Annotated in this window: 26 protein-coding genes; 24 read left to right on the top strand and 2 right to left on the bottom strand. The window is 37.7% G+C overall.

Features of this window, described 5'->3' with window-relative positions; all coding sequences use genetic code 11:
- Positions 1–3 precede the first annotated feature (3 nt).
- Entirely contained in the window at positions 4–456 is a 453-nt protein-coding gene (argR, locus tag IV36_RS04975) for an arginine repressor (RefSeq protein ID WP_056991111.1), read from the top strand.
- Between the two features lie 15 nt (positions 457–471).
- Positions 472–2154, top strand: coding sequence for a DNA repair protein RecN (gene recN, locus IV36_RS04970; protein ID WP_056991085.1), 1683 nt, complete (start codon positions 472–474; stop codon positions 2152–2154).
- 152 nt (positions 2155–2306) lie between these two features.
- Here recN and lexA read toward each other — a convergent pair whose 3' ends face one another.
- Positions 2307–2933, bottom strand: coding sequence for a transcriptional repressor LexA (gene lexA, locus IV36_RS04965; RefSeq protein ID WP_056991084.1), 627 nt, complete (start codon positions 2931–2933; stop codon positions 2307–2309).
- Positions 2934–3082: 149 nt separating this feature from the next.
- On the opposite strand from lexA, the gene IV36_RS04960 reads away from it, so the two are divergent.
- A complete protein-coding gene (locus IV36_RS04960; RefSeq protein ID WP_056991083.1) occupies positions 3083–3331 on the top strand; it encodes a DUF896 domain-containing protein in 249 nt (82 codons plus the stop codon).
- A gap of 76 nt (positions 3332–3407) precedes the next feature.
- On the top strand, positions 3408–3632 hold the full coding sequence (locus IV36_RS04955) for a YneF family protein (protein ID WP_056991082.1): 225 nt from the start codon (positions 3408–3410) through the stop codon (positions 3630–3632).
- Between the two features lie 130 nt (positions 3633–3762).
- Here the strand turns inward: IV36_RS04955 and IV36_RS04950 are convergent, their stop codons facing one another.
- Positions 3763–4386, bottom strand: a complete 624-nt coding sequence (locus IV36_RS04950) for a lysophospholipid acyltransferase family protein (RefSeq protein ID WP_056991081.1) — start codon at positions 4384–4386, stop codon at positions 3763–3765.
- A gap of 92 nt (positions 4387–4478) precedes the next feature.
- Here IV36_RS04950 and IV36_RS04945 point away from each other — a divergent pair, with 92 nt between their 5' ends.
- The 20 genes from IV36_RS04945 to ribF all read left to right on the top strand — a co-directional run bounded on the left by IV36_RS04945 (position 4479) and on the right by ribF (position 26719).
- Complete coding sequence (locus tag IV36_RS04945; RefSeq protein ID WP_056991080.1) at positions 4479–5228, top strand: tRNA1(Val) (adenine(37)-N6)-methyltransferase; 750 nt, start codon at positions 4479–4481, stop codon at positions 5226–5228.
- On the top strand, positions 5212–5505 hold the full coding sequence (locus tag IV36_RS04940; protein ID WP_082623714.1) for a GIY-YIG nuclease family protein: 294 nt from the start codon (positions 5212–5214) through the stop codon (positions 5503–5505). The genes IV36_RS04945 and IV36_RS04940 overlap by 17 nt, the downstream gene beginning before the upstream one ends.
- Before the next feature lie 177 nt (positions 5506–5682).
- Positions 5683–6672, top strand: coding sequence for a D-2-hydroxyacid dehydrogenase (locus IV36_RS04935; RefSeq protein WP_056991079.1), 990 nt, complete (start codon positions 5683–5685; stop codon positions 6670–6672).
- A 167-nt stretch (positions 6673–6839) separates the two neighbouring features.
- A complete protein-coding gene (gene rpsB / locus IV36_RS04930; RefSeq protein ID WP_003690087.1) occupies positions 6840–7634 on the top strand; it encodes a 30S ribosomal protein S2 in 795 nt (264 codons plus the stop codon).
- 93 nt (positions 7635–7727) lie between these two features.
- Positions 7728–8606, top strand: a complete 879-nt coding sequence (tsf, locus tag IV36_RS04925) for a translation elongation factor Ts (RefSeq protein WP_003690090.1) — start codon at positions 7728–7730, stop codon at positions 8604–8606.
- A gap of 197 nt (positions 8607–8803) precedes the next feature.
- Positions 8804–9526, top strand: a complete 723-nt coding sequence (gene pyrH / locus IV36_RS04920) for a UMP kinase (RefSeq protein WP_056991078.1) — start codon at positions 8804–8806, stop codon at positions 9524–9526.
- 3 nt (positions 9527–9529) lie between these two features.
- The gene (frr, locus tag IV36_RS04915; protein WP_056991077.1) at positions 9530–10093 is read left to right on the top strand and encodes a ribosome recycling factor; all 564 of its coding nucleotides are present in this window, start codon (positions 9530–9532) and stop codon (positions 10091–10093) included.
- Between the two features lie 153 nt (positions 10094–10246).
- Complete coding sequence (locus tag IV36_RS04910) at positions 10247–11023, top strand: isoprenyl transferase (protein ID WP_056991076.1); 777 nt, start codon at positions 10247–10249, stop codon at positions 11021–11023.
- 6 nt (positions 11024–11029) lie between these two features.
- Entirely contained in the window at positions 11030–11815 is a 786-nt protein-coding gene (locus tag IV36_RS04905) for a phosphatidate cytidylyltransferase (RefSeq protein ID WP_056991075.1), read from the top strand.
- Positions 11816–11844: 29 nt separating this feature from the next.
- Complete coding sequence (gene rseP, locus IV36_RS04900; RefSeq protein WP_056991074.1) at positions 11845–13128, top strand: RIP metalloprotease RseP; 1284 nt, start codon at positions 11845–11847, stop codon at positions 13126–13128.
- 56 nt (positions 13129–13184) lie between these two features.
- A complete protein-coding gene (locus tag IV36_RS04895) occupies positions 13185–14900 on the top strand; it encodes a proline--tRNA ligase (RefSeq protein ID WP_056991073.1) in 1716 nt (571 codons plus the stop codon).
- A 182-nt stretch (positions 14901–15082) separates the two neighbouring features.
- Positions 15083–19420 (top strand): PolC-type DNA polymerase III, encoded by a 4338-nt coding sequence (locus tag IV36_RS04890; protein ID WP_056991072.1) that lies wholly within the window; start codon positions 15083–15085, stop codon positions 19418–19420.
- Positions 19421–19566: 146 nt separating this feature from the next.
- On the top strand, positions 19567–20040 hold the full coding sequence (rimP, locus tag IV36_RS04885) for a ribosome maturation factor RimP (protein ID WP_056991071.1): 474 nt from the start codon (positions 19567–19569) through the stop codon (positions 20038–20040).
- Positions 20041–20062: 22 nt separating this feature from the next.
- Positions 20063–21148 (top strand): transcription termination factor NusA, encoded by a 1086-nt coding sequence (gene nusA, locus IV36_RS04880; protein ID WP_056991070.1) that lies wholly within the window; start codon positions 20063–20065, stop codon positions 21146–21148.
- 31 nt (positions 21149–21179) lie between these two features.
- Positions 21180–21482: an RNase P modulator RnpM gene (rnpM, locus tag IV36_RS04875; protein ID WP_056991069.1), complete on the top strand. Its 303-nt coding sequence runs from the start codon at positions 21180–21182 to the stop codon at positions 21480–21482.
- Positions 21472–21777 carry a L7Ae/L30e/S12e/Gadd45 family ribosomal protein gene (locus IV36_RS04870; RefSeq protein ID WP_056991068.1) on the top strand — a complete coding sequence of 102 codons (306 nt, stop codon included), beginning with the start codon at positions 21472–21474 and terminating at the stop codon, positions 21775–21777. The genes rnpM and IV36_RS04870 overlap by 11 nt, the downstream gene beginning before the upstream one ends.
- Positions 21778–21853: 76 nt before the next feature.
- Complete coding sequence (gene infB, locus IV36_RS04865) at positions 21854–24223, top strand: translation initiation factor IF-2 (RefSeq protein ID WP_056991067.1); 2370 nt, start codon at positions 21854–21856, stop codon at positions 24221–24223.
- 30 nt (positions 24224–24253) lie between these two features.
- Complete coding sequence (gene rbfA, locus IV36_RS04860; protein ID WP_056991066.1) at positions 24254–24610, top strand: 30S ribosome-binding factor RbfA; 357 nt, start codon at positions 24254–24256, stop codon at positions 24608–24610.
- Between the two features lie 236 nt (positions 24611–24846).
- A complete protein-coding gene (truB, locus tag IV36_RS04855; protein ID WP_056991065.1) occupies positions 24847–25755 on the top strand; it encodes a tRNA pseudouridine(55) synthase TruB in 909 nt (302 codons plus the stop codon).
- A 13-nt stretch (positions 25756–25768) separates the two neighbouring features.
- Complete coding sequence (gene ribF / locus IV36_RS04850; RefSeq protein WP_056991064.1) at positions 25769–26719, top strand: riboflavin biosynthesis protein RibF; 951 nt, start codon at positions 25769–25771, stop codon at positions 26717–26719.
- Positions 26720–26803: the final 84 nt, after the last annotated feature.

Here is a 26803-nt window from a genome sequence, read left to right as displayed (position 1 = left end):
GGTATGCGGAAACAAGAGCGGCAAAAAGCGATAAAGGATTTGTTGTTACAGTATAGTATTGATAGACAAGAAGACATCGTTAAGCTTTTGAAAGAACAAGGTATCGATGTCACACAAGCAACGATTTCACGTGATGTAAAAGAGATGCAGCTGATTAAGCTACCTTCTTCAAGCGGTGAATACCAATACAGTCTCCCAACGGAGAAGAAACTAAATTCAGAAAAAAAATTACGAAATACATTGAGGAATGCATATTTATCCTCACGTATTCAAAATGAACTCCTACTAATTAAGGTTTCACCGGGAAATGGTCCTGTAATAGCTAGTCTGATAGACCAGATGCGCTATGAAGAGATTTTTGGTACTTTAGGTGATGATGATACAGTTTTGGTAATTGCAAAATCAGTTGATGATGCAAAGGCAGCACAGGAATTAGTCCTTGGGATGACCAACTAACAAAGGAATGATGAGATGTTACGCGAATTAATGATTAGAGATTTCGCTATCATTGAAAAACTTGATATTAATTTCGAATCTAAGATGACGGTTTTGACTGGTGAAACAGGCGCTGGTAAATCAATAGTGATTGATGCTTTAGGGCTCTTAGCTGGCGGAAGAGGTTCGCAGGAATTTATTCGTAAGGGAGCCAACAAAGCGGTTTTACAGGGCTTATTTGGATTTCCAAAGAGCGTCAAGATAAAACATGATGTAGAAGAACTCGGAATTACGATAGATGAGGATGCATTGATTATTCAGCGAGAGCTTTATCGCAATGGTAGGAGTGTCTGTCGTATTAATAATACATTGGTAACACTAACAGCACTGAAAAAGATTGGGAATCAGCTTATAGATATTCATGGACAAAATGAGCACCAAATGTTAATGAATTCAGAGAATCATATAGGCCTTTTAGATCAATATAGCCAAAAAACTACAGACTTAAAAGTTAAATATGATAAATTATTCAAAATTTATCATGAAAAATTAAAAGTTTTAAAAAAAAGACAATCAGACGAACAGAAATGGGCTCAAAGATTGGATATGCTTCAGTTTCAAGTTCAAGAGATTGGTGATGCCAATCTTGTTTTAGGAGAAGACGAAGAGCTGGAAACCAAGAAGCAAAAACTTGAAAACTTCCAAACTATTCGTGAGACATTGTCACAAGGTTATGAACTACTTTCGGGTGATGAGGTTGATTTTTTGGGCCATTTAGGTGATGTTGCTGAAGCAACACAAAAAGTGGGAAACTTATCTGAGGATTTACACAATATTGCAGATAATTTATCGAGTGCGTTCTATACGCTGCAAGATGTTGCACACGATATTTCGAATGAATTAGACGTAATGGAGTGGAATGAAGATGAGTTAAACCAGACCAACCAGAGATTGGATATAATCAGACAGCTTGAACACAAATATGGTAATTCGATTGAAAAAGTTTTGAATTATTACGATAAAATTGAAAAAGAATTAACCCAGATGCAAAGTGCAGATGAAGATAGTGAAGTTCAACAAAAGGCTGTTGATGAAGCTTATAACACGGCGTTGCAAACGGCAGAAAAGTTGAGTCAGGAAAGAATCAAAACTGCGAAACAATTATCAAAAGCGGTTGAATTACAGTTGAAGTCTCTTTATATGGATAAAGCTAAATTTGAAGTACGCTTTGTAACTGATAAGAATGAGCTATCAAGTAGTGGAATTGATCGAGTGGAATTTTACATTCAAACCAATCAAGGTGAAGCTAGTGGGCCGTTGGTAAAAATTGCATCTGGTGGTGAGCTCTCACGCATCATGTTGGCACTAAAGACGGTTTTTTCGAGGGATCGAAACTTAACAAGTATCATTTTTGATGAAGTTGATACTGGCGTTAGTGGTCGCGTTGCTCAAGCGATGGCTGAGAAAATTAGTCAGATTGCGCAATTGTCACAAGTCTTGTGTATCACACATTTGCCACAAGTAGCCGCTATTAGTAATCACCATTATCTTGTTACTAAGGAAGTTATTAAAGGGCGAACTGAGACAAATGTTGAGAAATTAGACGAAAAAAAGAGAATTAATGAAATTGCTAGGATGTTAGCTGGGACAGAAATTACAAAATTGACATTGGAACATGCCAAGGAATTACTTGAAATGGCGAAAAAAATACGAAATTAGAATAATGAATTTAAAGTAATAAAAGAAATGATTACAATTTTATGTAATTTACAAAAACTTAAAAAGATCGCCTTCTAAGGGTCAGCTTTGCACAAACCTTTAGAGGGCGATCTTTCATTACGATACCATACATAATAAGATACGTTTCGTCTTTATGAAATAAAGTTGCGGTATAGTCCAACAACTTTACCCAAGATGACGACTGAATCTAAGATAATGGGATCCATTGTGTCGTTTTCAGGCTGTAAGCGATAATAGCCGTCTTCTTTGAAAAAACGTTTGCAGGTTGCTTCATTATCATCGTTCATTGCAATCACAATTTCTCCGTTCTCTGCACTTTCCTGTTTGCGGACAATAACCTGATCCCCGTTCAATATTCCAGCATTGATCATACTCTCACCACGAATAGTAAGAATAAAGAGATCATCCGCAGAATTAAAGTTAGGAGGCAATGGAAAGTATTCAGAGGCCTCTTCCACAGCGAGGATTGGCACTCCAGCTGTAACCGTTCCAAGCATAGGAATTGAATCTGCATGCTCCTCAATTCCCAGTGCTTCTAAACCAATTGTCGTTAATTCAATTGCACGCGGTTTTGTCGGGTCCTTTTGGAGATATCCTTTTTTCTCAAGTCGTGCCAAATGTCCATGTACAGTAGAAGTTGATGATAAATCAACAGCTTGACAGATTTCACGAACCGTGGGCGGATATCCCTTTTCATTAACTCGTTCATAAATAAAACGAAGAACCGCCATTTGTCTTTTTTCAGAAGCTTTTGTCATTTAAGACACCTCAATCACATTATTAATAAAATAACTCTAACACAAATAGGTGCACATTACAAACAAACGTTCGTATTAGATGTTTGAAAATTGTTATTTGTTAATGTATGATTAGTCTGTTCAATAATAATTAGCAGTGAGGTAATGAAATGAAGGGTAAAATTCCGCAGGAACTCATTAATCGAATTAATGAGCTTTCGAAGAAGAAAAAGAGTGTTGGTTTGACAAAAGAAGAATTAGTTGAACAAAAGAGTCTTAGAGAAGATTACTTGGCTGCTTTTCGATCAACTTTTCGTAGTAATGTCGAAATGTTACAAGTTTTTAATAAAGAAGGTAAGGAAGTTACACCCGAAAAAGTTAAAGAAATTCAAAGAAAAAAGGGATTGCGTGACGATTAACCGAGTTTGAGCTTTATTTTTATTCAATAATTGTGTAAAATTGTTATTTGAAACGACATGAAAGGAGCAATTCGTGATGTCAACCACAATTTGGGTACTAATCGTTATCCTTGCGCTTGTCTTAGGCTTTGTTGGTGGATTCTTCGCTGCCCGTAAATATATGGAAAGCTACTTGAAGAAAAACCCACCAATTAATGAAACAATGTTGAAGACTATGATGCTCCAGATGGGCCAAAAGCCTTCTGAGAAAAAGCTTCATCAAATGATGAACGCAATGAAGTCACAAAGCGCTAAGAAATAAATGCGCGGCCTGGGTCTAGATCAAGATGATTCAATAAAAAAGGAGTTTTGCCGAAACAGCTTGTTTTGGCAAAACTCCTTTTATCTGGATTAATTTTTAGCATCTATAATCTAAATTACCGGATAAAGACTTAGTGTTTACTCTTATCAATGTATACATAATTAGGATTAATTTGGGCATCCAATTTTTTGAATGAAGATACCATTTCTTCAAGAATTGCATGCTGCTGGTCATCTGTCAGTTTTTTACGAGAGTTGATTGTAATTGGGTCACCAAAGGCAACAGTTACTTTTTTTCTCTTAAGCAAATCCTTCATTGTAGTGGGTCCTTGGTAGACAGCAGGTACAATTGGAACACCTGCAAGACGGGCAATCAGCAAGACACCACCCTTTAAACTTTGAGAATGTCTTGTCCCAGAGGGAAACATGATTAGAGAAAGATCACGTTTTTTTAGCCAATTGACAGGTGTCTTGATTACAGAAGGACCTGGATTTTTTCGATCAACAGGAAATGCATTGGCATGAATTAGAATATAGCGCAGGATTGGATTCTTGAACAATTCTTCCTTTGCCATAAATGAGAACTTCTTTGGCGATGCACCTAAGGCAAAATAAATCATGTCAAACCAAGCACGATGAGGTCCGACAAGTATATAATTGTCCTTTGGTAGCTTCTCCTTGTTAAGATAGTGTGCATTTCCATTGATTATGAACACTATTATGCGTGCTACAATACGAATAAATGAATAGAACATCACGAGACATTCCTTTCTTATCTAAATTATTTCAAAGATAAGTATGCCTAATTTTGTGATGACATGCAAGTTAAAATGAAGGTGATATTAAAATGGAACTTTACAAGAACGAACGAATTGATAGACTATATTCAAATGAAGTTCAGATTATCCAAAGCGCAGAAGTATTTTCTTTTTCTTTGGACGCTGTTTTACTAGCATATTTTACTAGTGCTCTGCAAAAAGAAAAGGGGATCTTGGTTGACCTATGTGCGGGAAATGGGGCAGTCGGACTATTTTTAACAAAAAAGGTTGCTGGACAAATTATCGAAGTTGAGGTTCAGGAGCGTCTGGCAGATATGGCAAGGAGAAGTATAGAACTCAATAATCTCGGGGATAGAGTTCAGATGCTAAATATTGATTTGGATAAAGCAGCCGAATTCATAAAAAAAGATTCAGTTGATATCGTGACTTGTAATCCACCATATTTTTCAAATCTGCCTACTAGTAAAAAAAATAGTAATCCTTATTTGGCAATTGCACGTCATGAAATCTCCGTTAATCTTGAGCGAATTATTGAAGTTACAAGTGATTTATTAAAGATGAATGGTAAAGCGTATTTTGTACATCGGCCTGAAAGAGCAGCCGAAATTTTCGAATTGATGAGAAAACACAGACTTGCACCCAAGAAAGTTCAGTTAGTCCATCCGAAAGAAGAAAAAGAGGCGAATATGATTTTGATTGAGGCTATCAAGGATGGTCGACCAAACGGTGTTAGGTTTATGCCTGCTATCGTTGTATATAACGATTCTGGTGAATATACACCATTATTGAGGGAGATTCTGTATGGAAAAAGTGAATAAAGACTATTTTTTTTACGTTTTGTTATGTGCTGACTCTACATTATACGGTGGATTCACAAACGATGTAAGTCATCGTTTGGCTGTCCATAATGCTGGAAAGGGTGCAAAATATACGCGGTTAAAAAGCAGACGTCCAGTGAAGCTTTTATATTACGAAACATTCGATAACAAATCTGATGCATTAAAAGCTGAATATGCATTTAAGCATCAATTGCGAGCACAGAAATTAAAATATCTTGAAGAACATGGAATTAATATCAAAAAACTTAAGAAATAAAAGATATTACTAAACACATTGCTAAATAGGAGCGTTGAGGATATCTTTCATGCTACAATAATATGCGGACGGAGATAATATTTTATTGAGTCGCGGACAACCCGCTCATTTAAAATAATTAGTTTCTTGTGTCCCACCGTAGAATAGAGATATTTAATTTTGGAGGTTCATTTCATAATGAAGTTTATAGCTTTTAATGTACGTGAAGACGAAGAGAAGTATTTTGCTCAATGGGAAAAAGAAACTGGTAATGAGGTTCTGCGTTTACCAGACATGTTAGACATGAGTTCTGTAAAAAAAATCGAAGGATTTGATGGAGTTTTAGCACTTCAAACTGGTACCTATCCAGATGAAATGTTTACAGAATTCAAGAAATTTGGTGTTAAAGTATTTTCTATCCGTAACGTTGGTGTTGATAACATCAATCTTGATGCAGCAAAGAAAAATGGGGTAGTGGTTACGAATGTTCCTGCTTATTCACCAAATGCGATTGCTGAGTTTTCAGTAACACAATTGATGCAGCTTCTTCGTAACACGACCATATTCAGAAATAAAGTTGCAAAACAAGATTTTCGCTGGGCACCTTATGTAGGAAAAGAATTACGTTCATTGACCGTTGGTGTTGTTGGGACAGGGAGAATTGGACGAGCTGCAATTGATATTTATCGTGGATTCGGTGCCAAAGTTATTGCATATGATCTTTATCCTAATCCAGAATTAAAAAAGCAGGGAATTTATGTTGACAGCTATGATGAGTTATTCTCTCAAGCAGATGTAATTACATTGCATATGCCGGCAACTCCGAACGATTATCACTTGATAAGTACAGAAAACCTTAACAAGATGAAGGATGGCTCTTATATCATTAATACAGCCCGTGGCGCACTGGTAGATACTAAAGCGTTAATTACGGCTTTGAAATCAGGAAAGCTTGCAGGTGCAGCACTAGATACTTATGAGAATGAAAGTGATATTTTTAATCACGATTTAAGTAACCAAGAAATAAAAGATGAAACCTTTAAGGAATTGTTGTCGCTTGATAATGTTTTGGTAACGCCCCATGTTGCTTTTTACACAGATACAGCAGTAAAAAATATGGTATTAATTGCACTAAATAGTGCAAAAAGTGTTTGTGAAGATGGAACAGCAAGCACGGTTGTGAAATAATTGAATATTTCTTGCGTTTTAATTTGAAGTACGATATAATATTTCAGGTGCTTTAAGATAAGTACCAATTCACACTTCGTAGGATAGTAGTCATGGTGCTCGGTTGAGTCTGATTTCAGTTGAATACGGAGGAGGAAAACAAAACAATATCGGAGGTATTTTATATTATGGCAGTAATTAGCATGAAACAATTGCTTGAAGCTGGTGTTCATTTCGGACATCAAACACGTCGTTGGAATCCCAAGATGAAGAAGTATATCTTTACAGAACGTAATGGTATCTACATCATTGATTTGCAAAAAACAGTTAAGTTGATTGACGATGCGTATAACTTCATGAAAAAAACAGCAGAAAATAACGGAGTTATTCTTTTTGTTGGTACAAAGAAGCAAGCACAAGATGCAGTTGAAGAAGAAGCAAAGCGCGCTGGTCAATACTTTGTAAACCATCGTTGGTTAGGTGGAACTTTAACGAACTGGGATACAATTCAAAAACGTATCAAACGTCTTAAGGAAATCAAGGCAATGGCCGAAGATGGTACTTTTGATGTCCTTCCTAAGAAGGAAGTTGCTCTATTGCTTAAGCAAAAAGAGCGTCTTGAGAAGTTCTTGGGCGGTATCGAAGACATGCCTCGTATTCCAGATGCATTGTTTGTAGTTGACCCACGTAAGGAAAGAATCGCCATCAAGGAAGCTCGTAAACTTAATATTCCTATCATTGCTATGGTTGATACAAACGCTGATCCAGATGAAATTGACGTTAAAATTCCTTCTAATGATGATGCTATCCGTGCAGTTCGTTTGATTACTGCTAAGATGGCTGATGCTGTTATCGAAGCCAACCAAGGTGAAGATGACACTGAAGCAGTTGAAGAATCATTTAAAAAGGCAGATACAGTAGATTCAATCGAAGATATTGTTGAAGCTGTTGAAGGTAAAAACAATACCAAAGATGCTGAATAGTTAAATCTTAGGCTGTCTCCAACGTTGGGCACATTAATGGCCTTAAGGTTAGGGACAGCTTTTTTATAATTTAGAAATAAGGAGGCCATAGTAATGGCAAAAATTTCTGCTTCTCAAGTTAAAGAATTACGTGATAAAACAGGCGTAGGTATGATGGAGGCTAAAAAAGCTTTAGTAGCTGTCGAGGGTGACATGCAAAAGGCTGTTGACTTTCTTCGTGAAAAAGGGATTGCAAAAGCTGCTAAGAAAAGTGATCGTGTTGCAGCTGAAGGTTTAGCTGATGTTGAGATTTCTGGTAATGTTGCAGCCGTTGTCGAAGTTAACGCTGAGACTGATTTTGTCGCACAAAATGCACAATTTAAAGAACTGGTGAAGACTATTGCCAGCAATATTGCTGAAGCAAAACCAGCAAATGTTGAAGAAGCACTCAAAATTTCTACAGACAAGGGTACAATTAATGATGAAATCATTGAAGCAACGCAAGTTATTGGTGAAAAAATTACATTACGTCGTTTTACATTAGTTGAGAAAACAGAAACACAAAACTTCGGTTCATATCTTCATATGGGTGGTAAGATTGCTTCACTAGTGCTTGTTGAAGGTGCAGATGAAGCAACCGCCAAAGATGTTGCTATGCATGTTGCAGCAATCAATCCTAAGTATGTTGATCGTACTGAGGTACCTGCAGCAGAACTTGCACATGAGAAAGAAGTTCTGACACAAGAAGCTTTGAACGAAGGCAAGCCTGCGAAAATTGTTGAAAAAATGGTTGAAGGCCGCTTGAATAAGTTCTTGGCTGAAATTAGTTTGACAGACCAAGAATTTGTTAAAGATCCAGATCAAACTGTTGCAAAATATGTTGCTTCAAAGGGTGGAAAGGTTATTTCATTTACCCGTTATGAAGTTGGCGAAGGTATTGAGAAAAAAGAAGATAACTTTGTAGAAGAAGTTATGAGTCAAGTTAAAGACTAGTATATATTAGACAACAAGTTATTCAGTTTTCTATGTCTGTTGTCAAGTTGGGGGATTGAAACTAATTAGTTTTAATACCCCTATTTATATACAGCAAACTACTTTTTTAAGATATTCAATGCTGCCTAAGTATGATAGAATGTACTATGAGTGTATTCAAGGTATGACACACAAATGATAACTATAGGAGGACCATCATGACAGATGTAAAGTACAAACGTGTGATATTAAAGTTGAGCGGAGAAGCTCTTGCAGGCGATCAAAAAATTGGGATTAATCCCTTAGAAATCCGGAAAGTTGCCGAAGAAATCAAAGAAGTTTATGCTTTAGGTGTGCAGATTGCTATAGTTGTTGGCGGTGGCAATATGTGGCGTGGCGAAGCCGGTGCTCAGATGGGTATGGAGAGATCACAAGCAGATTACATTGGCATGTTAGGTACTGTAATGAATGCTCTTGCACTTCAAGACAATCTGGAATCGTTGGATGTTCCAACTCGTGTCCAGACTTCAATTGAGATGCGTCAGATTGCAGAGCCTTATATTCGGCGCAAAGCAATTCGCCATCTTGAGAAGGACAGAATAGTTATATTTGCTGCAGGAACAGGTTCACCATATTTTTCAACAGATACAACCGCTGCTTTGCGTGCTTCAGAGATTAATGCAGATGTTATCTTGATGGCGAAGAATGGGGTAGATGGGATTTATTCTGCTGACCCACTAAAAGATCAATCGGCTGTCAAGTTTTCAGAGTTAACACATCTTGATATTATTAATAAGGGTCTACAGGTCATGGATACTACTGCTTCATCATTATCTATGGATAATGATATTCCTTTGGTAGTATTCAATATGAACGAACGTGGCAACATTCAAAGAGTTGTTAAGGGTGAATCAATTGGAACAACAGTGAAAGGAAAATAAGCGATGAAAATAAATGATCCGATTTTAAAAAGCGCACAAGAAAAGATGAAAAAAGCACAAGAAGCATTGCAGCGCGAACTTGGGAATATTCGTGCAGGTCGTGCAAATGCTAGTCTTTTAAATAGAATTATGGTGGTATATTATGGTGCACCAACACCACTGAACCAGATAGCTCAGATTTCTATTCCAGAGGCTCGTGTTTTAATGGTAACTCCTTATGACAAGTCCTCACTTAAGGATATTGAACATGCTATCTTGGCTTCCGATTTGGGCATTTCTCCGGCCAATGATGGTTCAGCAATTCGATTAGTGATTCCACAACTAACTGAGGAGCGTCGTAAGGAAATTGCAAAGGAAGTTAAGGCGGAGGCTGAAAAAGCAAAAGTAGCAGTTCGTAATATTCGTCGTGATGCAATCGATGATTTTAAAAAGGCACAAAAAAAAGGCGATTTAACTGAAGACGATTTACATAATTTGGAAGAGCAAGCACAAAAGCTTACAGATTCTTCAGTAAAAAGCATTGATGACATTCAAGCTGAAAAGGAAAAAGAAATTCTTGATGTTTAACCGACAGCGTAGTTAGTCACAGGGTACAACGGAGTGGCATGCTGGAAATTGATGTTAATTTTTTATTAATCAATTTCCTGAGAGGCAATGCTTTTTTGCTCCGTTGTTACTTTTTTGTTAAAATAAGTTTTGAACTTTAGTGGAGGTGAACTCTTGTTCTCAAAATTTATTAAGAATAATAATCTGGGGAAAATAGTTCAGGAAATGGATGATGAACGCATTCCTCAGCACATTGCTATCATTATGGATGGTAATGGACGCTGGGCCCAAAAAAGACATTTACCAAGAATTGCAGGACACAAGACTGCTCTAACAACGGTTAAAGAGGTTACTAAAGCTGCAAGTAATTTTGGTGTCAAGGTTTTAACATTATATACTTTTTCGACAGAAAACTGGAAGCGTCCCAAAAAAGAAGTTGAATTTTTAATGAGTCTGCCAATTACTTTTTTTGATACCTTCGTTCCTGAATTAATTGAAAATAATATTCAAGTTACTGCGATGGGAGAATTGAGTGAACTTCCGACTGAAACATTAGCGGCTGTCAATCGTGCAATTACGCAAACAAGCCATTGTACAGGAATGATTTTGAACTTTGCCATTAATTATGGTGGACGCGATGAGATAGTGACGGCTGTGAGAAGACTGGCAGCAAAGGTTGAGAAAAAGGAATTAACGGCTGATTCAATTGATGAGAGCATGATTTCAGATGCATTAATGACGAGTAATTTGAAGAAATTTGCAAATCCCGATTTATTGATTCGTACAAGCGGAGAACAAAGAATTTCTAATTTTTTACTCTGGCAGCTTGCGTATAGCGAATTTATTTTCAGTGATGTTCTGTGGCCAGATTATACACCTGAAGATTTATGTGAAAATATTATAGAATATCAGAAACGTGATCGCCGTTTTGGCGGTCTGAAGAAAGGGTAAGTTATCATGAAACAACGTTTAATTACGGCAGTAGTTGCTCTAATCATTTTTGTTCCCTTAGTATGGTTAGGTGGAGCACTGTTTGATATATTAGCTATCCTGCTTGGTCTAATTGCATTATCTGAAGTCTTGATAATGCGTAAAAAATTATTGATATCTCCAGAAGCTGTTATCTCAATGCTAGCAGCCTTAGCAGTACTTATCCCACAAAGTTGGTTGGATTTTTTACCTAGTGATACAACACAATTTACTGTTTTTTACTTTTTTGTATTACTTTTACTGACTTATACTGTAATCACAAAGAATCGTTTTTCTTTTGATGATGCGGGAATGTTGATTCTTGGGATAATATACTCATCTGTGGGCTTTCATTATTTGATGCAGGCGAGAAACGTGGGGATTTCAACCGTTTTTTATCTATTATTGATCGTTTGGTCTACGGATAGCGGTGCCTATTTAGTTGGACGCAAGTTAGGCAAGAATAAACTAGCGCCACACATCAGCCCCAATAAGACTTGGGAAGGTTCAATTGGTGGTGTAATTATCGCAATGGTGATTGCAGGTGGCTTTACATTGATTTATCCACAGAACATGGGATTCTTCTCAATGTTGCTTATAACGCTGATTTTATCAATTGTTGGTCAAATGGGAGATTTAGTTGAATCAGCGCTTAAACGGTTTTATGGCGTAAAAGATTCCGGAAAAATTTTACCTGGTCACGGGGGGATTTTAGATCGTTTTGATTCATTATTGTTTGTTTTACCGGTTGCACATTTTATAGGATTAATTTGAAAATCATTCTATTTTGAAAGGAAGCTAACATGCTAATTACAATCGTGACATTTATTATTGTTTTTGGGATTCTGGTAGTTGTTCATGAATTTGGGCATTTCTATTTTGCAAAACGTGCTGGTATCTTAGTACGTGAATTTTCAATTGGCATGGGTCCCAAGATTTTTGCACACCAAAAAAACGGCACAACTTATACAATTCGGATACTTCCTTTGGGTGGATATGTACGGATGGCAGGCCTTGAAGATGATGACGATTCATTGAAACCAGGTGCTACAGTTAGTTTACTTTTGAATCAGGATGATGTTGTTGAAACAATCAATGCAAGCAAGAAGAAGACGTTGATTTCTGGAGTACCTGTTGAAATTGTCAAATGGGATCTTGAAAAAGAACTTTGGATTGAAGGCTATGAGAACGGCGAAGAAGACAAGTACCGTCGATTTTCAGTTTTGCATGATGCATCAATCATTGAAGAAGATGGAACAAAGGTTAGGATTGCACCAATTGATGTTCAATTCCAATCTGCTAAACTTTGGCAGAGAATGTTGACAAATTTTGCTGGACCGCTCAATAATTTCATATTGACAATCGTTGCTTTTACCTTGATTGCAGTCATTCAAGGTGGTGTAGTAACTACTGAAAATTCCACAAAAATTGGTGGCTTTGCTACGAGTTCTGTTGCAAAGAAGGCTGGCTTGAAGGTTGGCGATAAAATTGTAGCCGTTAACGGTCATAAAACTACTAGTTGGCAGAAACTTTCAACATATGTTAATGCTGCTCCAGGTGAAAAAATTAATGTTACCTATAGCCGTAATAATCAAAGAAAAACTGTTGCGATGACTCCTAGGACCCAGAACCAAAATGGTAAGAAAATCGGTTTGATCGGAATTACTGCTAAAACGCATACCGATTCTTCATTTATGGCAATCGCGACTTATGGTTTTACGAAAACATGGACAACAATGTTGGCATTGTTCGCGGCTATTGGTGGAATTTTCACGCATGGATTCAGTTTAAATGATCTTGGTGGACCGGTTGCAATTTATTCTTACACCTCTGAAGCCACACAATATGGACTAACAAGTGTGATTGGTCTGTTGGCATTTCTTTCTATTAATTTGGGAATTGTAAATCTTTTCCCTATTCCAGCATTGGACGGTGGGAAGATCGTCTTGAATATTATAGAAGGAATCAGAAGAAAACCGTTGTCACCGGAAAAAGAAGGTATTATCACTTTAATTGGTTTTGGCTTTTTAATGTTGTTGATGGTACTGGTGACATGGAATGATATTCAACGTTATTTCTTTAATTAAGAACATATTGCAGTCCATTGTGATTGCTGATGTTCGTTGAAAAAAGGGGATTAGTTATGAAACAGTCAAAAATTTTGATACCTACTATTAAGGAGGTACCAAGTGATGCAGAGGCACTTAGCCATAAATTGATGCTTCGTGCAGGTTATGTTAAACAAATTACGGCAGGTATGTATGCTTACTTACCTCTTGCACATAAAGTCTTGATGAAGATTCAACAAATTATTCGTGAGGAAATGGACGCAATCGATGCTGTAGAAATGCTCGTTCCTGCTGTCATACCAGCCGAGCTTTGGCAGGAATCTGGGAGATATGAAACATATGGACCTGCTATGTTTAAGCTAAAAGATCGTCATGAACGTGACTTTATTTTGGGCCCAACGCACGAGGAGACATTTACTTCAATAATTCGGGATTCAATCAAGTCTTACAAAAAACTGCCATTGACTTTATATCAAATCCAAATGAAATATCGTGACGAAAATCGCCCACGTTTTGGATTATTGCGTGGCCGCGAATTTTTAATGTTTGATGGTTATTCGTTCCATGCAACACAAGATAGTCTAGATACTGTTTATAACAAAATGGAAAGTGCTTATCAAAACATCTTTGAGCGCTGCGGATTAAATTTTCGCTCGATAATTGGTGATGCTGGTGCCATGGGTGGTAATGATTCTAAAGAATATATGGCAATTGCAGATATAGGTGAAGATACGATTGTATATTCCGACGGCAGTGATTATGCTGCAAATTTGGAAATGGCCAAGAATTTGAGAGTTTCAAAAATTTCGCATGAAAGTAAACGCGATTTGAAAAAAGTTCCGACCCCAAATGCAAAAACAGTTGAAGAAGTTGCAGAATTCCTTGAAACACCAGTTGATAATGTTTTGAAGACTCTGCTATTATATGCTGATGAAAAGCCAACTGTTGTTCTACTTCGTGGAATCGACGAACTTAACGAGGTTAAATTAAAAAACTTTTTGGGTGCCGATGAAATTAGAATGGCAACTCAGGAAGAAACGGTTAAGATTCTTGGGACTGGTTTTGGTTCATTGGGGCCAGTTGGAATTTCGAAAAATTTGAGAGTTGTCGCCGATATTGATGTCGAGAAAATGAGTAATGGTGTTTGTGGTGCTAATGAAGATGGATACCATTTCATCAACGTTAATGCTCCTAGAGACTATGAAGTCGACGATTATGTTGATTTAAGGATGGTTCATGAAGGTGAGACTTCACCTGATGGACAAGGTTCATTGAAGTTTACTAGGGGAATTGAAATCGGGCATATCTTCAAGTTAGGCACACGTTACTCTAATGACTTAAAGGCGGATGTGCTTGATGAAAATGGACGCCAGGTTCCGGTCATTATGGGTTGCTATGGTATAGGGGTATCTCGACTTTTGTCAGCTATTATTGAGCAAAATAGTGATGAAAATGGAATAATTTGGCCACAGACAATTGCACCTTTTGACATCCATGTTGTACCAGTTAACTCGAAGAATGAAACACAAGTTAAATTGGCAAATAAAGTTACGTCTGATTTGCAAAGTGCCGGCTACAGTGTCCTAGTTGATGACCGTAAGGAGCGCGCAGGTGTTAAGTTTGCTGACTCAGATTTGATGGGATTGCCTGTCAGAGTAACAATTGGTAAGAAAGCTGAAGAAGGTATCGTTGAAGTTAAGCTGCGACGCAATGGTGAAACAGTCGAGGTTCGTCGTGAAGAATTGCAAAATGCTATCAGTATCTTGCTTTCAGAAGAAAAAGAAGATTAATTTAAATGGGTTTTGGCTTGTTTGAATAAAAGACGGAGGTGATTGTTTTTTATCGCTTTCGTCTTTTGTATTTCCTAGTTTTACAGACTAGCACTAGAAGCTTTTACAGATAATTGCTTTTAGTGATAGAATTTAGGTACTGTAGTTATTTTGAATGATTATGAAAAGAAAGGAAGTTCAATTTGGGAATTGATAAGAAAACACTATTTCAAAAATTACTTTTGCAATTAAATTGGAATATAAAAGATGAAGAAAAAATAATTTTTGACAGCACTCAAATTGAAGATGTGGAATTACATCATATTTCGCAAAGATGGGATTTCGTATTTAAGACAGACGATATTTGGCCATTTCCGCTATTTGAAGAATTTTCGCAGAGATTGGAAGAAAGCTTTAGAAATATTGCCCATGTCAAAATCTTCTTTAACATAGAAGAACCGCAAATGAACAAACGTAATCTTGGTGAATATTGGAACTGGGTACTTAAACACTGCGGTGTTACTTCACCGTTTGTGCAGGAATTGACTTTTGGTAAAGTACCTTATTTAGATGACCAGCGGGTAATACTTGAAGCTGAGAATGAAATTCTAAAGCAATTCCTTGTTAACCAAGCGTTAGGACCTATCGAAGAGACCTATCGCCAGATGGGTTTTCCAAAATTTGCTATCCATACAATAATTGATGAATCAAAATCGCAAAAGAAAATTGCTGAATTTAAAGCACAAAAGGCAAAAGACGATGAGCAGTTAGCGCAAAAAGCGATTCAGGCAATTCAACAGCAGAATCAACATAAACAAGAGAAGTCTCTTCCAAAAATTGAAGGTTTAGTCGTCATGGGAAAGAAGATTGATGACAGAGCCGAAATTACCCAGATGATTAACATCACCGAAGAAGAGCGTTCCGTCACTGTTCAGGGATATATCTTTGATAAAGAGGTGCGGACATTACGTTCTTCCCGTAAACTGTTAATTATAAAGGTGACTGATTATAGTTCATCAATTATTGTAAAAAAATTCTCGCGAAATGAAGAGGATGAAGCCTGCTTTGATGCAATTGATGAAGGTCAGTGGGTAAGAATCAGAGGAAGTGTTCAAGAAGATAGCTTCATGCGCGACCTTGCCATCAACGCGTTTGACATTAATCAAATTTCTCATGAAGTTCGTAAGGACACGGCGCCGGAAGGACAAAAACATTCGGAGCTGCATGTACATACGAATATGAGTATGATGGATGCTACCAACAGTATCACAGATTACATCAAGCAGGCGGCAAAGTGGGGACAAAAAGCAATTGCTGTCACTGATCACAGCACACTCCAAGCTTTTCCTGAAGCATACGCCGCTGGGAAGAAAAATGGTGTCAAGGTCCTTTACGGTGTTGAAGCTAATGTTGTAGATGATGGTATTCCAATTGCCTATAATGAAGCACATGTAGCTTTAAAAGATGCTACATATGTAATTTTTGATACTGAAACAACAGGTTTATCTGCGCGATTTGATAAAGTAATTGAACTTGCAGCTGTCAAGATGAAACAAGGAGCGGTTTTAGAAAAGTTCGATATGTTTATTGACCCAGGACATCCTTTGTCACAGACAACCATTAATTTGACTAGTATTACTGATGACATGGTTAGAAATTCTAAGTCTGAAAAGGAAGTTTTCCAGTTATTTCAAGATTTTTGCAAAGACAGCATTATTGTTGGTCATAATGCAACTTTTGATGTCGACTTCATGAATATTGGCTATGAACGCCATGGCTTACCAGAGATCAAGAATCCCTGGATCGATACTTTGCCTTTGGCGCGCCTGTTGTATCCAGAACTCAAGAGCTTTCGGCTGAATCGCCTTGCTAAATTACTTAATGTTGATTTAGAGCACCATCATCGTGCAATTTTTGATGCTGAGGCGACTGGGTACATATACTTTGCGATGCTCAAGGAAGCTAATGAACAATTTAAGATTGAATTTCAAGATGATTTTAATAAGCATGCAGGTGAGGTTGATGCATACAAACATGGATTTCCGTTTCATGCTACGATTATTGCTCAAACACAAAAGGGTTTAAAAAACTTGTTTAAATTAGCATCATTATCGATGGTCAAATATTATTATCGCATGCCTCGAATTCCACGCTCGGAACTTGTGAAGTACCGTGAAGGTCTGCTGGTCGGCTCGGCTTGTTCCAGTGGTGAAGTTTTTGTAGCAATGATGCAAAAGGGTTTTGATGAAGCTAAGAAAAAGGCACGTTTTTATGATTATTTAGAGATTCAGCCAAAACCGTTGTATGCACCACTGATTGAGCAAGAACTGATTAAAGATAATAAAAATCTTGAGACAATCATTAAGAACATGGTTGACTTGGGAGAAGAGCTGCAGATGCCTGTCGCTGCGACTAGTGATGTTCATTTTCTGAATAAAGAAGATGCAATCTATCGTAAGATTCTAATTCATTCACAAGCGGGTGCTAATCCGCTTAATCGTCTGAAGGAACTGCCTGATGCTCATTTTAGAACAACCAATGAAATGCTGGAAGACCTAAGCTTTTTGGGTGAAGAACGGGCTCAAAAAGTGGTGGTGACTGATCCTCAAAAAGTAGTCGATATGGTTGATGAGATCTCACCTGTTAAAGATAAACTGTATACACCTAAAATGGATGGTGCTGAAGATGAAATTCGTAATCTTGCGCTGAATAAAGCACATGAACTTTATGGAGATGAACTTCCGGCGGTTGTCCAAGAAAGGCTGGATAAGGAACTTAAGAGTATCATTGGAAATGGATTTTCGGTAATCTATCTGATCTCACAAAAACTTGTTTTTAAGTCCAATAAAGATGGTTATTTGGTAGGTTCGCGTGGTTCTGTTGGTTCTAGTTTAGCGGCTACGATGACGGGGATAACAGAGGTTAACCCTTTACCACCTCATTACCGCTGTCCTAAGTGCAGATGGAGTAAGTTTTATGAAAAAGGGGAGTATGGTTCAGGTTTCGATCTACCTGATATGGATTGCCCAAATTGTGGAACGAAGTTAATCAAGGATGGGCAAGATATTCCCTTTGAGACTTTCCTAGGATTTTATGGGAATAAAGTACCAGATATAGATTTGAACTTTTCCGGTGATTATCAGCCAATCGCTCATAATTATACAAAGGTATTGTTTGGGGAAAATAATGTTTTTCGAGCAGGGACCATTGGTACAGTTGCCGATAAGACTGCTTATGGTTATGTTAAAGCCTATGAGCGCGATACTGAACAAACATTCCGTGGCGCTGAAGTTGATCGATTGGCAAAGGGTGCAACGGGTGTAAAGCGAACAACCGGACAGCATCCTGCGGGAATTTTGGTTGTACCTGATTACATGGACATATATGATTTTACTCCTATCCAATATCCGGCCGATGACTTATCAGCTACTTGGAAAACGACACATTTTGATTTTCATTCAATTCATGATAATATTTTGAAGCTTGATATACTTGGTCATGATGATCCAACGATGATCAGAATGTTGCAAGATCTGTCAGGGATTGATCCACAATCGATTCCGACAGATGACCCCGGTGTTATGAAGCTCTTTTCAGGGACGGACATTTTAGGTGTGACTTCTGAGCAGATTGGTTCTAATACAGGGACACTTGGAATTCCCGAGTTCGGGACGAGATTTGTTAGGGGAATGCTTGAGGAGACTAAACCAAAGACTTTTGCAGAATTGCTTAAGATCTCAGGACTTTCACATGGAACAGATGTCTGGCTTGGCAACGCAGAAGAATTGATCAAGAATGGAACTGTTACGATGCCTGAGGTTATTGGTTGTCGTGATGATATTATGATGGACTTAATTCATATGGGCGTTGAAGCCGATCGAGCATTTAAAATAATGGAAAGTGTCCGTAAAGGGAAAGGAATCCCTGAAGATTGGCAAGCTGAAATGCGTGAAGCCAAGGTACCTGAATGGTACATAGGTGCTTGTCTTAAAATAAAGTATATGTTCCCTAAGGCACATGCTGCTGCATATGTTTTGATGGCATTACGAATTGCTTATTTTAAAGTGTATTTCCCACTTGTATATTATTCTGCCTATTTCAGTGTCAGAGCGGATGATTTTGATCTTGTTGCAATGTCTCGCGGAAGTGAGGCAGTTAAGGCAGCAATGAAGGAAATAAATGACAAGGGAATGGATGCCTCTACAAAAGAGAAGAATCTGTTGACTGTGCTTGAAATTGCTAATGAGATGCTTGAACGTGGCTATCAATTCAAAATGGTTGATCTGCACCGATCTGCTGTTTCTGACTGGTTAATTGACGGTAAAACGCTGATTGCACCATTTAATGCGATGCCAGGTTTAGGAACCAACGTTGCTAAGCAGATCGTTGCGGCACGTGAAGAAAAGGAGTTCCTTTCAAAAGAGGATTTAGCAAAACGAGGTAAAGTTTCGAAGACTCTGATTGAGTTTATGACGGAAAATCATGTGCTTGATGAGTTGCCGGATGAGAATCAACTGAGTTTATTTGAATCATTATTTTGATATAAGTGTTTATTTGTCAAAACAGACTATCCATGGTACAATAAAGACGTTATTAAGTAACTCGTTGGGAGTGAGCAGTGATGCTCGCTCTTTTTATTGCAACCACTAGGGCTGTACTTTGAAGTAATAAAAAAGGAGGTTGACTTGTGAGTACTGTAGTTGAAACAGTTACTGAACTAGTTACGCCAATTTTAGAAGCTGGTAATTTCGAATTGGTGGATATTGAGTTTGTTAAAGAGGGAAAGAATTGGTATCTGAGAGTCTTTGTTGACAAAGAAAATGGTATTAACATTGAAGAATGTGCATTAATAAGTGATAAGTTGAGTGAAAAATTGGATGAATGTGATCCAGATCCTATTGAACAGGCTTATTACCTTGAGGTTTCTTCACCTGGTGCGGAAAGACCACTGAAAAAAGAGAGTGATTATGAACGTGCATTAAACAAATATATTCACGTTTCACTTTATCAGCAGCTTGCAGGTTCAAAGGTCTTTGAGGGAACAATGGTTGAGCTGTCAAAGAGTCACTTGAAGCTTGAGTACATGGATAAAACACGCCGTAAAGAAATTGAGATACCGCGTGATAAGATTGCAAAGGCAAGACTAGCTATTAAATTTTAGATTTGTTAAGGAGAAAATTTAGATGAGTAAGGAATTACTAAATGCGTTAGATGCATTGGAAGTCGAGAAGGGAATTAAGAAAGATGTTGTCATAGAAGCACTTGAAGCAGCACTTGTTTCTGCGTACAAGCGTAACTATGGGCAGGCACAGAATGTAGAAGTCGAATTTGACAAAACTCGTGGCGATATTCATGTTTTTGCAGTCAAAGAAGTTGTTGCCGAAGTTTTTGATTCACGCCTTGAAGTCAGTCTCGAAGAAGCAGTTCAAATTAATCGTGCTTATGAAATTGGTGATACGATTAGATTTGAAGTGACACCTAAGAACTTTGGACGAATTGCTGCACAGACTGCAAAGCAGGTTATTATGCAGCGTGTACGTGAAGCTGAACGTGGAATCATTTATGATGAATATATTCAATATGAAAATGAGATTGTAACTGGTGAAGTGGAACGACATGATCATCGTTATGTATATGTCAATCTTGGCAAGGTTGAGGCTGTATTGTCTCATCAAGATCAGATCCCTGGTGAAGAATACAAGTCACATGATCGCATCAAGGTCTACATTTATAAGGTTGAGAATACATCGAAGGGTCCTCAGGTTTTTGTAAGCCGCTCACATCCGGATTTGTTAAAACGATTGTTTGAACAGGAAATCCCAGAGATTTTTGATGGAACTGTTGAGATTATTTCAATTGCGCGTGAAGCAGGCGACCGTGCTAAAGTTGCTGTTCGTTCGCACAGTGAAGGCGTTGATCCTGTTGGAACTTGTGTTGGTCCCCGAGGCGAAAGAATTCAGACAATCGTTAATGAACTCAAGGGTGAAAACATGGATGTTGTGGAATGGCGTGAAGATCCAGCTGAGTTCATCAGCAATGCACTTAATCCAGCTGAGGTTATTGACGTTCAGTTTAATCCAGAAAACGAACGTGCTTGTACTGTGATTGTTCCAGACAACCAGTTGTCGCTTGCAATCGGTAAAAGAGGACAAAATGCACGTTTAGCAGCAAAATTAACTGGTTTTAAAATTGATATTAAATCTGAATCAGAATTTGCGAAGATTTCTGATACTTCAGATACTGCAAATTCTGATACCGAAGAAGACTAATTATAAATTCTTGGACAAGGGAGATGATTAGATGGTAAAACAACGTAAGATACCTATGCGCAAGGATATTGTTTTAGGAGAGATGAAGCCCAAAAAGGAACTCGTTCGAATTGTGAAGAATAAGGAAGGCGAGGTCAGCATTGACCCAACTGGTAAGAAGCCGGGTCGTGGAGCTTATATTTCACTAGATGTTGCAGTAGCCAAAAAGGCAAAAGAAGAGCATACATTCAATAAGGCTTTCGGAGTAAAAGTACCTGATGAGTTTTATGATGAATTAGTAGCATTTGTTGATCATCAAGCAGCACGCAAGGAGCTTTTTGGCGATGCTCGATAAAAGACAAAGAGCTTTGCAGATGCTTGGACTTGCTAGAAGAGCTGGTAAGTTGATCACTGGTGAAGAAGGCGTTCTTAAGAAAGTCAGAGCGCAAAAGGTACAGATTGTTTTTGTTGCCAGTGATGGCTCAGAAGGAACTAAAAAGAAGTTTATAGACAAGTGTAAGAGCTATCAAATCAACATAAATTGTGATTTTACACATCAGGAACTTAGTTTAGCAATTGGAGCAAATAGAACTGTGCTAGCAATTGATGATTTGGGTTTCAGTAAGAAAATTATGATGCTGTTGAGCTGATGCTTTTACCATAAAGGTTTGGACTATGCAATCTGTAGGGATATAAATTGTATAGTTGAGATTGGAGCGTGAATACATGGGAAAAAAGCGAATTTACGAATTAGCAAAAGAATTGAATGTCAGTAGCAAGGTGGTGATTGAAACAGCACGAAAAAAAGGTTTTGCTGTTAATAATCACATGTCGACAATTGGAGACAATGAAGAACGCCAAGTAAAAGAAGCACTTAAGAAGACTACGGACAAGGTAAAGGAAAACACTGCTAAAAAATCTGCAGTGAACGGACCAAAAAATTCGAAGATTTCAAATCAACCAAAACGTTCTCAACGAAATAATAATAGTAAAGAGGCCGGACCAATTCAGAATAAAACAACTAACAACAATAATAAAGTTCAGCATAACAATAACAAAGTACAAGGGAAAAGTACTACACAAAGTAGCAGAAACCAAGCAGCAAGTAGTAAACAGAGTTCAACTACAAACAATTCTGCTAAGAAGAGCAATTCACGTTTTGAAAACAAATCTAATAACAACAATACACGTTCGAATAATTTTGGACAAAATAGATTTGGTCAAAATTCTAATTCACAAAATAGATATAGCAATAAAAAGAAGCGTAGAAACAGAAAGAACAGCCGTTATCAAGAAACCAAGAAACCCGCAGTTCCACCGCGTAAGGATAGACCGCTTCCAGAAACACTTGTCTATACAGTAGGAATGAATGTAGCTGATATAGCCAAGAAGATTCATCGTGAACCAGCAGAAATTATCAAAAAGTTATTCATGATGGGCGTAATGGTTAATCAAAATCAATCTTTGGATAAAGATACAATTGAGATTTTAGCTGACGATTATGGGATGAAGGCAGAAGAAAAAGTAGAAGTGGATGTAGCTGATATTGATAAGTTCTTTGAAGATGAACAAGAAAATACAAAACATCTCGAAACTCGTCCTCCAGTTGTAACAATCATGGGTCATGTTGATCACGGTAAGACAACGCTGCTTGATAAATTACGCCATACTCATGTTACAGAGGGTGAAGCTGGCGGAATTACACAGCATATCGGTGCTTATCAAGTAAAACATGATGGTAAGACAATCACTTTCTTAGATACACCAGGACATGCGGCGTTTACTAATATGCGTGCGCGTGGAGCCGATATTACTGATATTACGGTACTGGTTGTTGCTGCAGATGATGGTGTGATGCCACAAACAATTGAGGCTATTAACCATGCTAAGGCCGCAGAGGTTCCAATTATTGTTGCCGTTAATAAAATTGATAAACCAGGTGCAAATCCTAATCATGTAATGGAACAATTAACTGAATATGAACTTATCCCTGAAGATTGGGGCGGTGATACAATCTTTGTTGAATTATCAGCTAAGTTTGGCAAGAATCTTGACGAATTGCTGGATATGATTTTGTTGCAGGCTGAAGTTCTTGAGTTACGTGCAAATCCTAAGCAGCATGGTGCAGGTTCCGTTATCGAGGCTCGCTTGGATAAAGGAAAAGGAACGGTTGCTTCATTGCTGGTTCAACAAGGAACATTGCATGTTGGTGATCCGATTGTTGTTGGAAATACATTTGGTCGTGTTCGGACAATGATTAATGATAAGGGACAACAGATTTCTGAGGCCTTACCCGCTACACCAGTTGAGATTACTGGTTTGAATGAGGTTCCAGATTCAGGTGATCGGTTCATTGTATTTAGCGATGAGAAAACCGCTCGTGCTGCTGGTGAGGAACGTGCAAAGCGTGCATTGTTGAAAGAACATAGCAACATCCAGCATGTTACATTGGATACATTATTTGATTCGCTTAAAGAAGGCGAATTGAAGGAAGTTAATGTTATCATTAAGGCGGATGTACAGGGTTCTGTCGAGGCTCTTGCCGGTAGTTTAAAGAAGATTGAGGTCGAAGGCGTACGTGTTAACATCATTCATCAGGCCGCTGGTGCTATCAATGAAAGTGATGTAACACTTGCTGAAGCATCAAATGCTATTATTGTAGGATTCAATGTTCGTCCAACACCACAAGCCAAGTCACAGGCTGAAAGTGACAACGTTGATATTCGTTTGCATCGTGTCATTTATAAGGCAATTGATGAGATCGAGACGGCTATGAAGGGAATGCTTGAACCCGTCTTTGAAGAAAAAATTATCGGTCAGGTCGAAATTCGCGAGACTTACAAGGTTTCTAAAGTTGGAACAATCGGTGGTGGATATGTGACTGATGGTTATATTCAGCGTGATAGTGGAGTACGTGTAATTCGTGATGGAATTGTTATCTATGAAGGTAAATTAGCATCTTTGAAACGCTTCAAGGATGATGTTAAACAAGTTAAGCAAGGCTTCGAATGTGGTCTAATGGTTGAAAATTATAATGATATTAAGATTGGTGACCAGATTGAGGCATTTATCATGGAAGAAGTTCCGGTCGAATAGTTAATTAAGAATTAGATGGAGGAGAACGCAATGGCACAAAATTATCGTGTTGGTCGTTTATCTCAAGAAATCCAACGAGAAGTAACAGATATTTTGATGAAAAGAGTTCGCGATCCACGAGTTCAAGGAATTACAATTACGGGGGTCGAAGTTACTGGTGACTTGCAGCAAGCAACCATTTATTATAGTATTCTGTCTGAACTTGCATCTGATGGTGAAAAAACACAGATTGGTTTGGAGAAAGCCAAGGGACTGATTCGTCGAGAATTAGGTTCTAGGTTGAGTATCTATGTGACTCCTGAGCTGATTTTTGAACGAGATCGCTCAGTTCAATATGGAGATCATATTGATGAACTTTTAAATAAGTTAAATCATCCCGAAGATTAAGAAGTTGTTTTTTTGAGCGTTGATGGCTTTGAAATTAAAAGAAGCGTAACAAGGGTTAGAGTCTGCTGTGCTGTCATAAAATTACAAACAAAATATTTTTTTGTTGACATGAGTGATTAGGTATAATGAGGACCGACTTTTGAAATACGTTTAAAAGAAAGGGGCTGCCACAAAACGTTTGTTTTGTTACAGCCCCTTTCTTTTTAATGATTTTATAGTATTTTGGGAGGAAGAAAATGGACGGAATTATTCCAGTATATAAAGAACGTGGGATGACAAGTACTGACTGTGTTTTTAAATGCAGAAAAATCTTTAAAATGAGACGAGTCGGACATAGTGGGACACTTGATCCGAATGTTGACGGAGTATTGCCTATTTGTGTTGGCAAAGCAACGAAAGTAGTTAATTATTTAATGGATTCAGGCAAAGTCTATATTGGGGAAATTACATTAGGATTTTCAACAACAACTGAGGATCTTGATGGTGAAATTGTTGATAAAAGATTATTGGACGAACCATTCACTAGTGAAGAAATTAATGATAAAATGGACGAGTTAACTGGTGACTTGATTCAAATTCCGCCGATGTATTCTGCAATTAAGGTTAAAGGCCGTAGATTATATGACTATGCACGTTCTGGAGATCCAGTGGAACGTCCTGAAAGAAATGTTCATATTGAGTATTTCAAACAGACTAACAAAACCGTTTTTGATTCTAAAAGCGGGTGTCAGAAAATCTATTTTGAAGTCGGTTGTGGAAAGGGAACATATATCAGAACTTTGGCTGTCGACTTAGGCCGCAAGCTAGGTGTTCCAGCTGTTATGTCTGATTTATCACGCTTATCAAGTGGTGGTTTCACAATTGGACAAGCTGTTAAAATTAGTGAGTTGGAACAGGCTGCAGAGAACGGTAATCTTGAGGGTCGACTTTATCCAGTTGATTATGCCTTACAAAAATATTTTCATATTGAATTAAATGAGAAACAATGGGAAATCATTAGAAATGGTGGTTTCTTATTTCCCGATGAAGTTGATGGTACAGCTGAAAAAATAGTTTTGATGTACCAAAATAGAGCTAGATGTATCTATCGTTACAATGAAGAGAAAAAAAGATATCAACCTGAACAAATGATTGATTTAACTTAGAGGAGAATAGAAAGTGCAAGTAATCAACTTAGTAGAACCTTTTAACAAGTCAATATTGCCCACAGGAGATATTGTTTTGGCACTAGGTTTTTTTGATGGTGTGCACCGTGGACACCAAGCGGTTATCCACCGTGCAAAAGCTGAGGCCAGAAAACGGAATGTAAAATTAGCCGTAATGACACTAGACATGCATCCCTCAATCCCCTTTAAGGGAGTGAAACCGCAAGATATTAAATATCTGACTAGTTTAGCACAAAAAAATAAACTTTTTGAAGCACTGGGTGCTGATATAGTATACGTAGTCTCATTGAATGATTTACTGGTCAAGATGGGGCCACAAGAATTTGTTGATAAATATATGGCAGGGTTGAATGCACAGGCGATTGTTGCGGGTTCAGATTATACGTATGGCAAGCAAGATATCGCAAATATGCAAATTCTTCCAGAATATGCAAAAAAACGCTTTAAAGTTATTGAAGTAAAACACTTAAATGATAAGAATCAAAAGATTAGTTCGACACGAATTCGCAAGGCACTCTTGAATGGAAAAATTGAATGTGCAAATGAACTTTTAGGTTACCATTACCAAAATAACGGTAAAGTTGTTCATGGTGAACAAAGAGGTCGTGAGCTGGGTTTTCCTACGATCAATGTTGCGGTAGATCCGCAAGAAATGCTTCCAGCAGAAGGAATATATGCTGTTAGGGTTGCAATCGTTGGTAAAAATGTTTTAGGAATGGCATCAATTGGACGCAATGAAACCTTTGGTGAAGGCAGAGAGGTGACCATTGAGATTAATTTACTTGATTTTTCACAGATGGTATATGGTGAAAATGTAGTGGTTGATTGGTACAAGAAGTTAAGAGGACAAGTTAAGTATAATGGAGCGGCAGGATTGATAGCACAGCTGAAAAAAGATGAAGAAAATACACGAAATTATTTTAAGAAAACAAGAGAAATATAAGATAATTGGGCGTCATTTCTTGACTTATTTAAGCACTTCTTGTATATTAATAATTGACTTAGCACTCTAGGACATTAAGTGCTA

This window comes from Liquorilactobacillus mali (genome assembly GCF_001437155.1).
Classification (GTDB): domain Bacteria; phylum Bacillota; class Bacilli; order Lactobacillales; family Lactobacillaceae; genus Liquorilactobacillus; species Liquorilactobacillus mali_A.
The sequence above is the reverse complement of the archived record's forward strand: the minus strand, read 5'-3'. Positions and strand labels throughout refer to the sequence as shown.

Coding starts and splice junctions, on each gene's coding strand:
- argR (WP_056991111.1), top strand. CDS start 4: ATGCGGAAACAAGAGCGGCAAAAAGCGATAAAGGATTTGTTGTTACAG.
- recN (WP_056991085.1), top strand. CDS start 472: ATGTTACGCGAATTAATGATTAGAGATTTCGCTATCATTGAAAAACTT.
- lexA (WP_056991084.1), bottom strand. CDS start 2,933: ATGACAAAAGCTTCTGAAAAAAGACAAATGGCGGTTCTTCGTTTTATT.
- IV36_RS04960 (WP_056991083.1), top strand. CDS start 3,083: ATGAAGGGTAAAATTCCGCAGGAACTCATTAATCGAATTAATGAGCTT.
- IV36_RS04955 (WP_056991082.1), top strand. CDS start 3,408: ATGTCAACCACAATTTGGGTACTAATCGTTATCCTTGCGCTTGTCTTA.
- IV36_RS04950 (WP_056991081.1), bottom strand. CDS start 4,386: ATGTTCTATTCATTTATTCGTATTGTAGCACGCATAATAGTGTTCATA.
- IV36_RS04945 (WP_056991080.1), top strand. CDS start 4,479: ATGGAACTTTACAAGAACGAACGAATTGATAGACTATATTCAAATGAA.
- IV36_RS04940 (WP_082623714.1), top strand. CDS start 5,212: ATGGAAAAAGTGAATAAAGACTATTTTTTTTACGTTTTGTTATGTGCT.
- IV36_RS04935 (WP_056991079.1), top strand. CDS start 5,683: ATGAAGTTTATAGCTTTTAATGTACGTGAAGACGAAGAGAAGTATTTT.
- rpsB (WP_003690087.1), top strand. CDS start 6,840: ATGGCAGTAATTAGCATGAAACAATTGCTTGAAGCTGGTGTTCATTTC.
- tsf (WP_003690090.1), top strand. CDS start 7,728: ATGGCAAAAATTTCTGCTTCTCAAGTTAAAGAATTACGTGATAAAACA.
- pyrH (WP_056991078.1), top strand. CDS start 8,804: ATGACAGATGTAAAGTACAAACGTGTGATATTAAAGTTGAGCGGAGAA.
- frr (WP_056991077.1), top strand. CDS start 9,530: ATGAAAATAAATGATCCGATTTTAAAAAGCGCACAAGAAAAGATGAAA.
- IV36_RS04905 (WP_056991075.1), top strand. CDS start 11,030: ATGAAACAACGTTTAATTACGGCAGTAGTTGCTCTAATCATTTTTGTT.
- rseP (WP_056991074.1), top strand. CDS start 11,845: ATGCTAATTACAATCGTGACATTTATTATTGTTTTTGGGATTCTGGTA.
- IV36_RS04895 (WP_056991073.1), top strand. CDS start 13,185: ATGAAACAGTCAAAAATTTTGATACCTACTATTAAGGAGGTACCAAGT.
- nusA (WP_056991070.1), top strand. CDS start 20,063: ATGAGTAAGGAATTACTAAATGCGTTAGATGCATTGGAAGTCGAGAAG.
- rnpM (WP_056991069.1), top strand. CDS start 21,180: ATGGTAAAACAACGTAAGATACCTATGCGCAAGGATATTGTTTTAGGA.
- IV36_RS04870 (WP_056991068.1), top strand. CDS start 21,472: ATGCTCGATAAAAGACAAAGAGCTTTGCAGATGCTTGGACTTGCTAGA.
- infB (WP_056991067.1), top strand. CDS start 21,854: ATGGGAAAAAAGCGAATTTACGAATTAGCAAAAGAATTGAATGTCAGT.
- rbfA (WP_056991066.1), top strand. CDS start 24,254: ATGGCACAAAATTATCGTGTTGGTCGTTTATCTCAAGAAATCCAACGA.
- truB (WP_056991065.1), top strand. CDS start 24,847: ATGGACGGAATTATTCCAGTATATAAAGAACGTGGGATGACAAGTACT.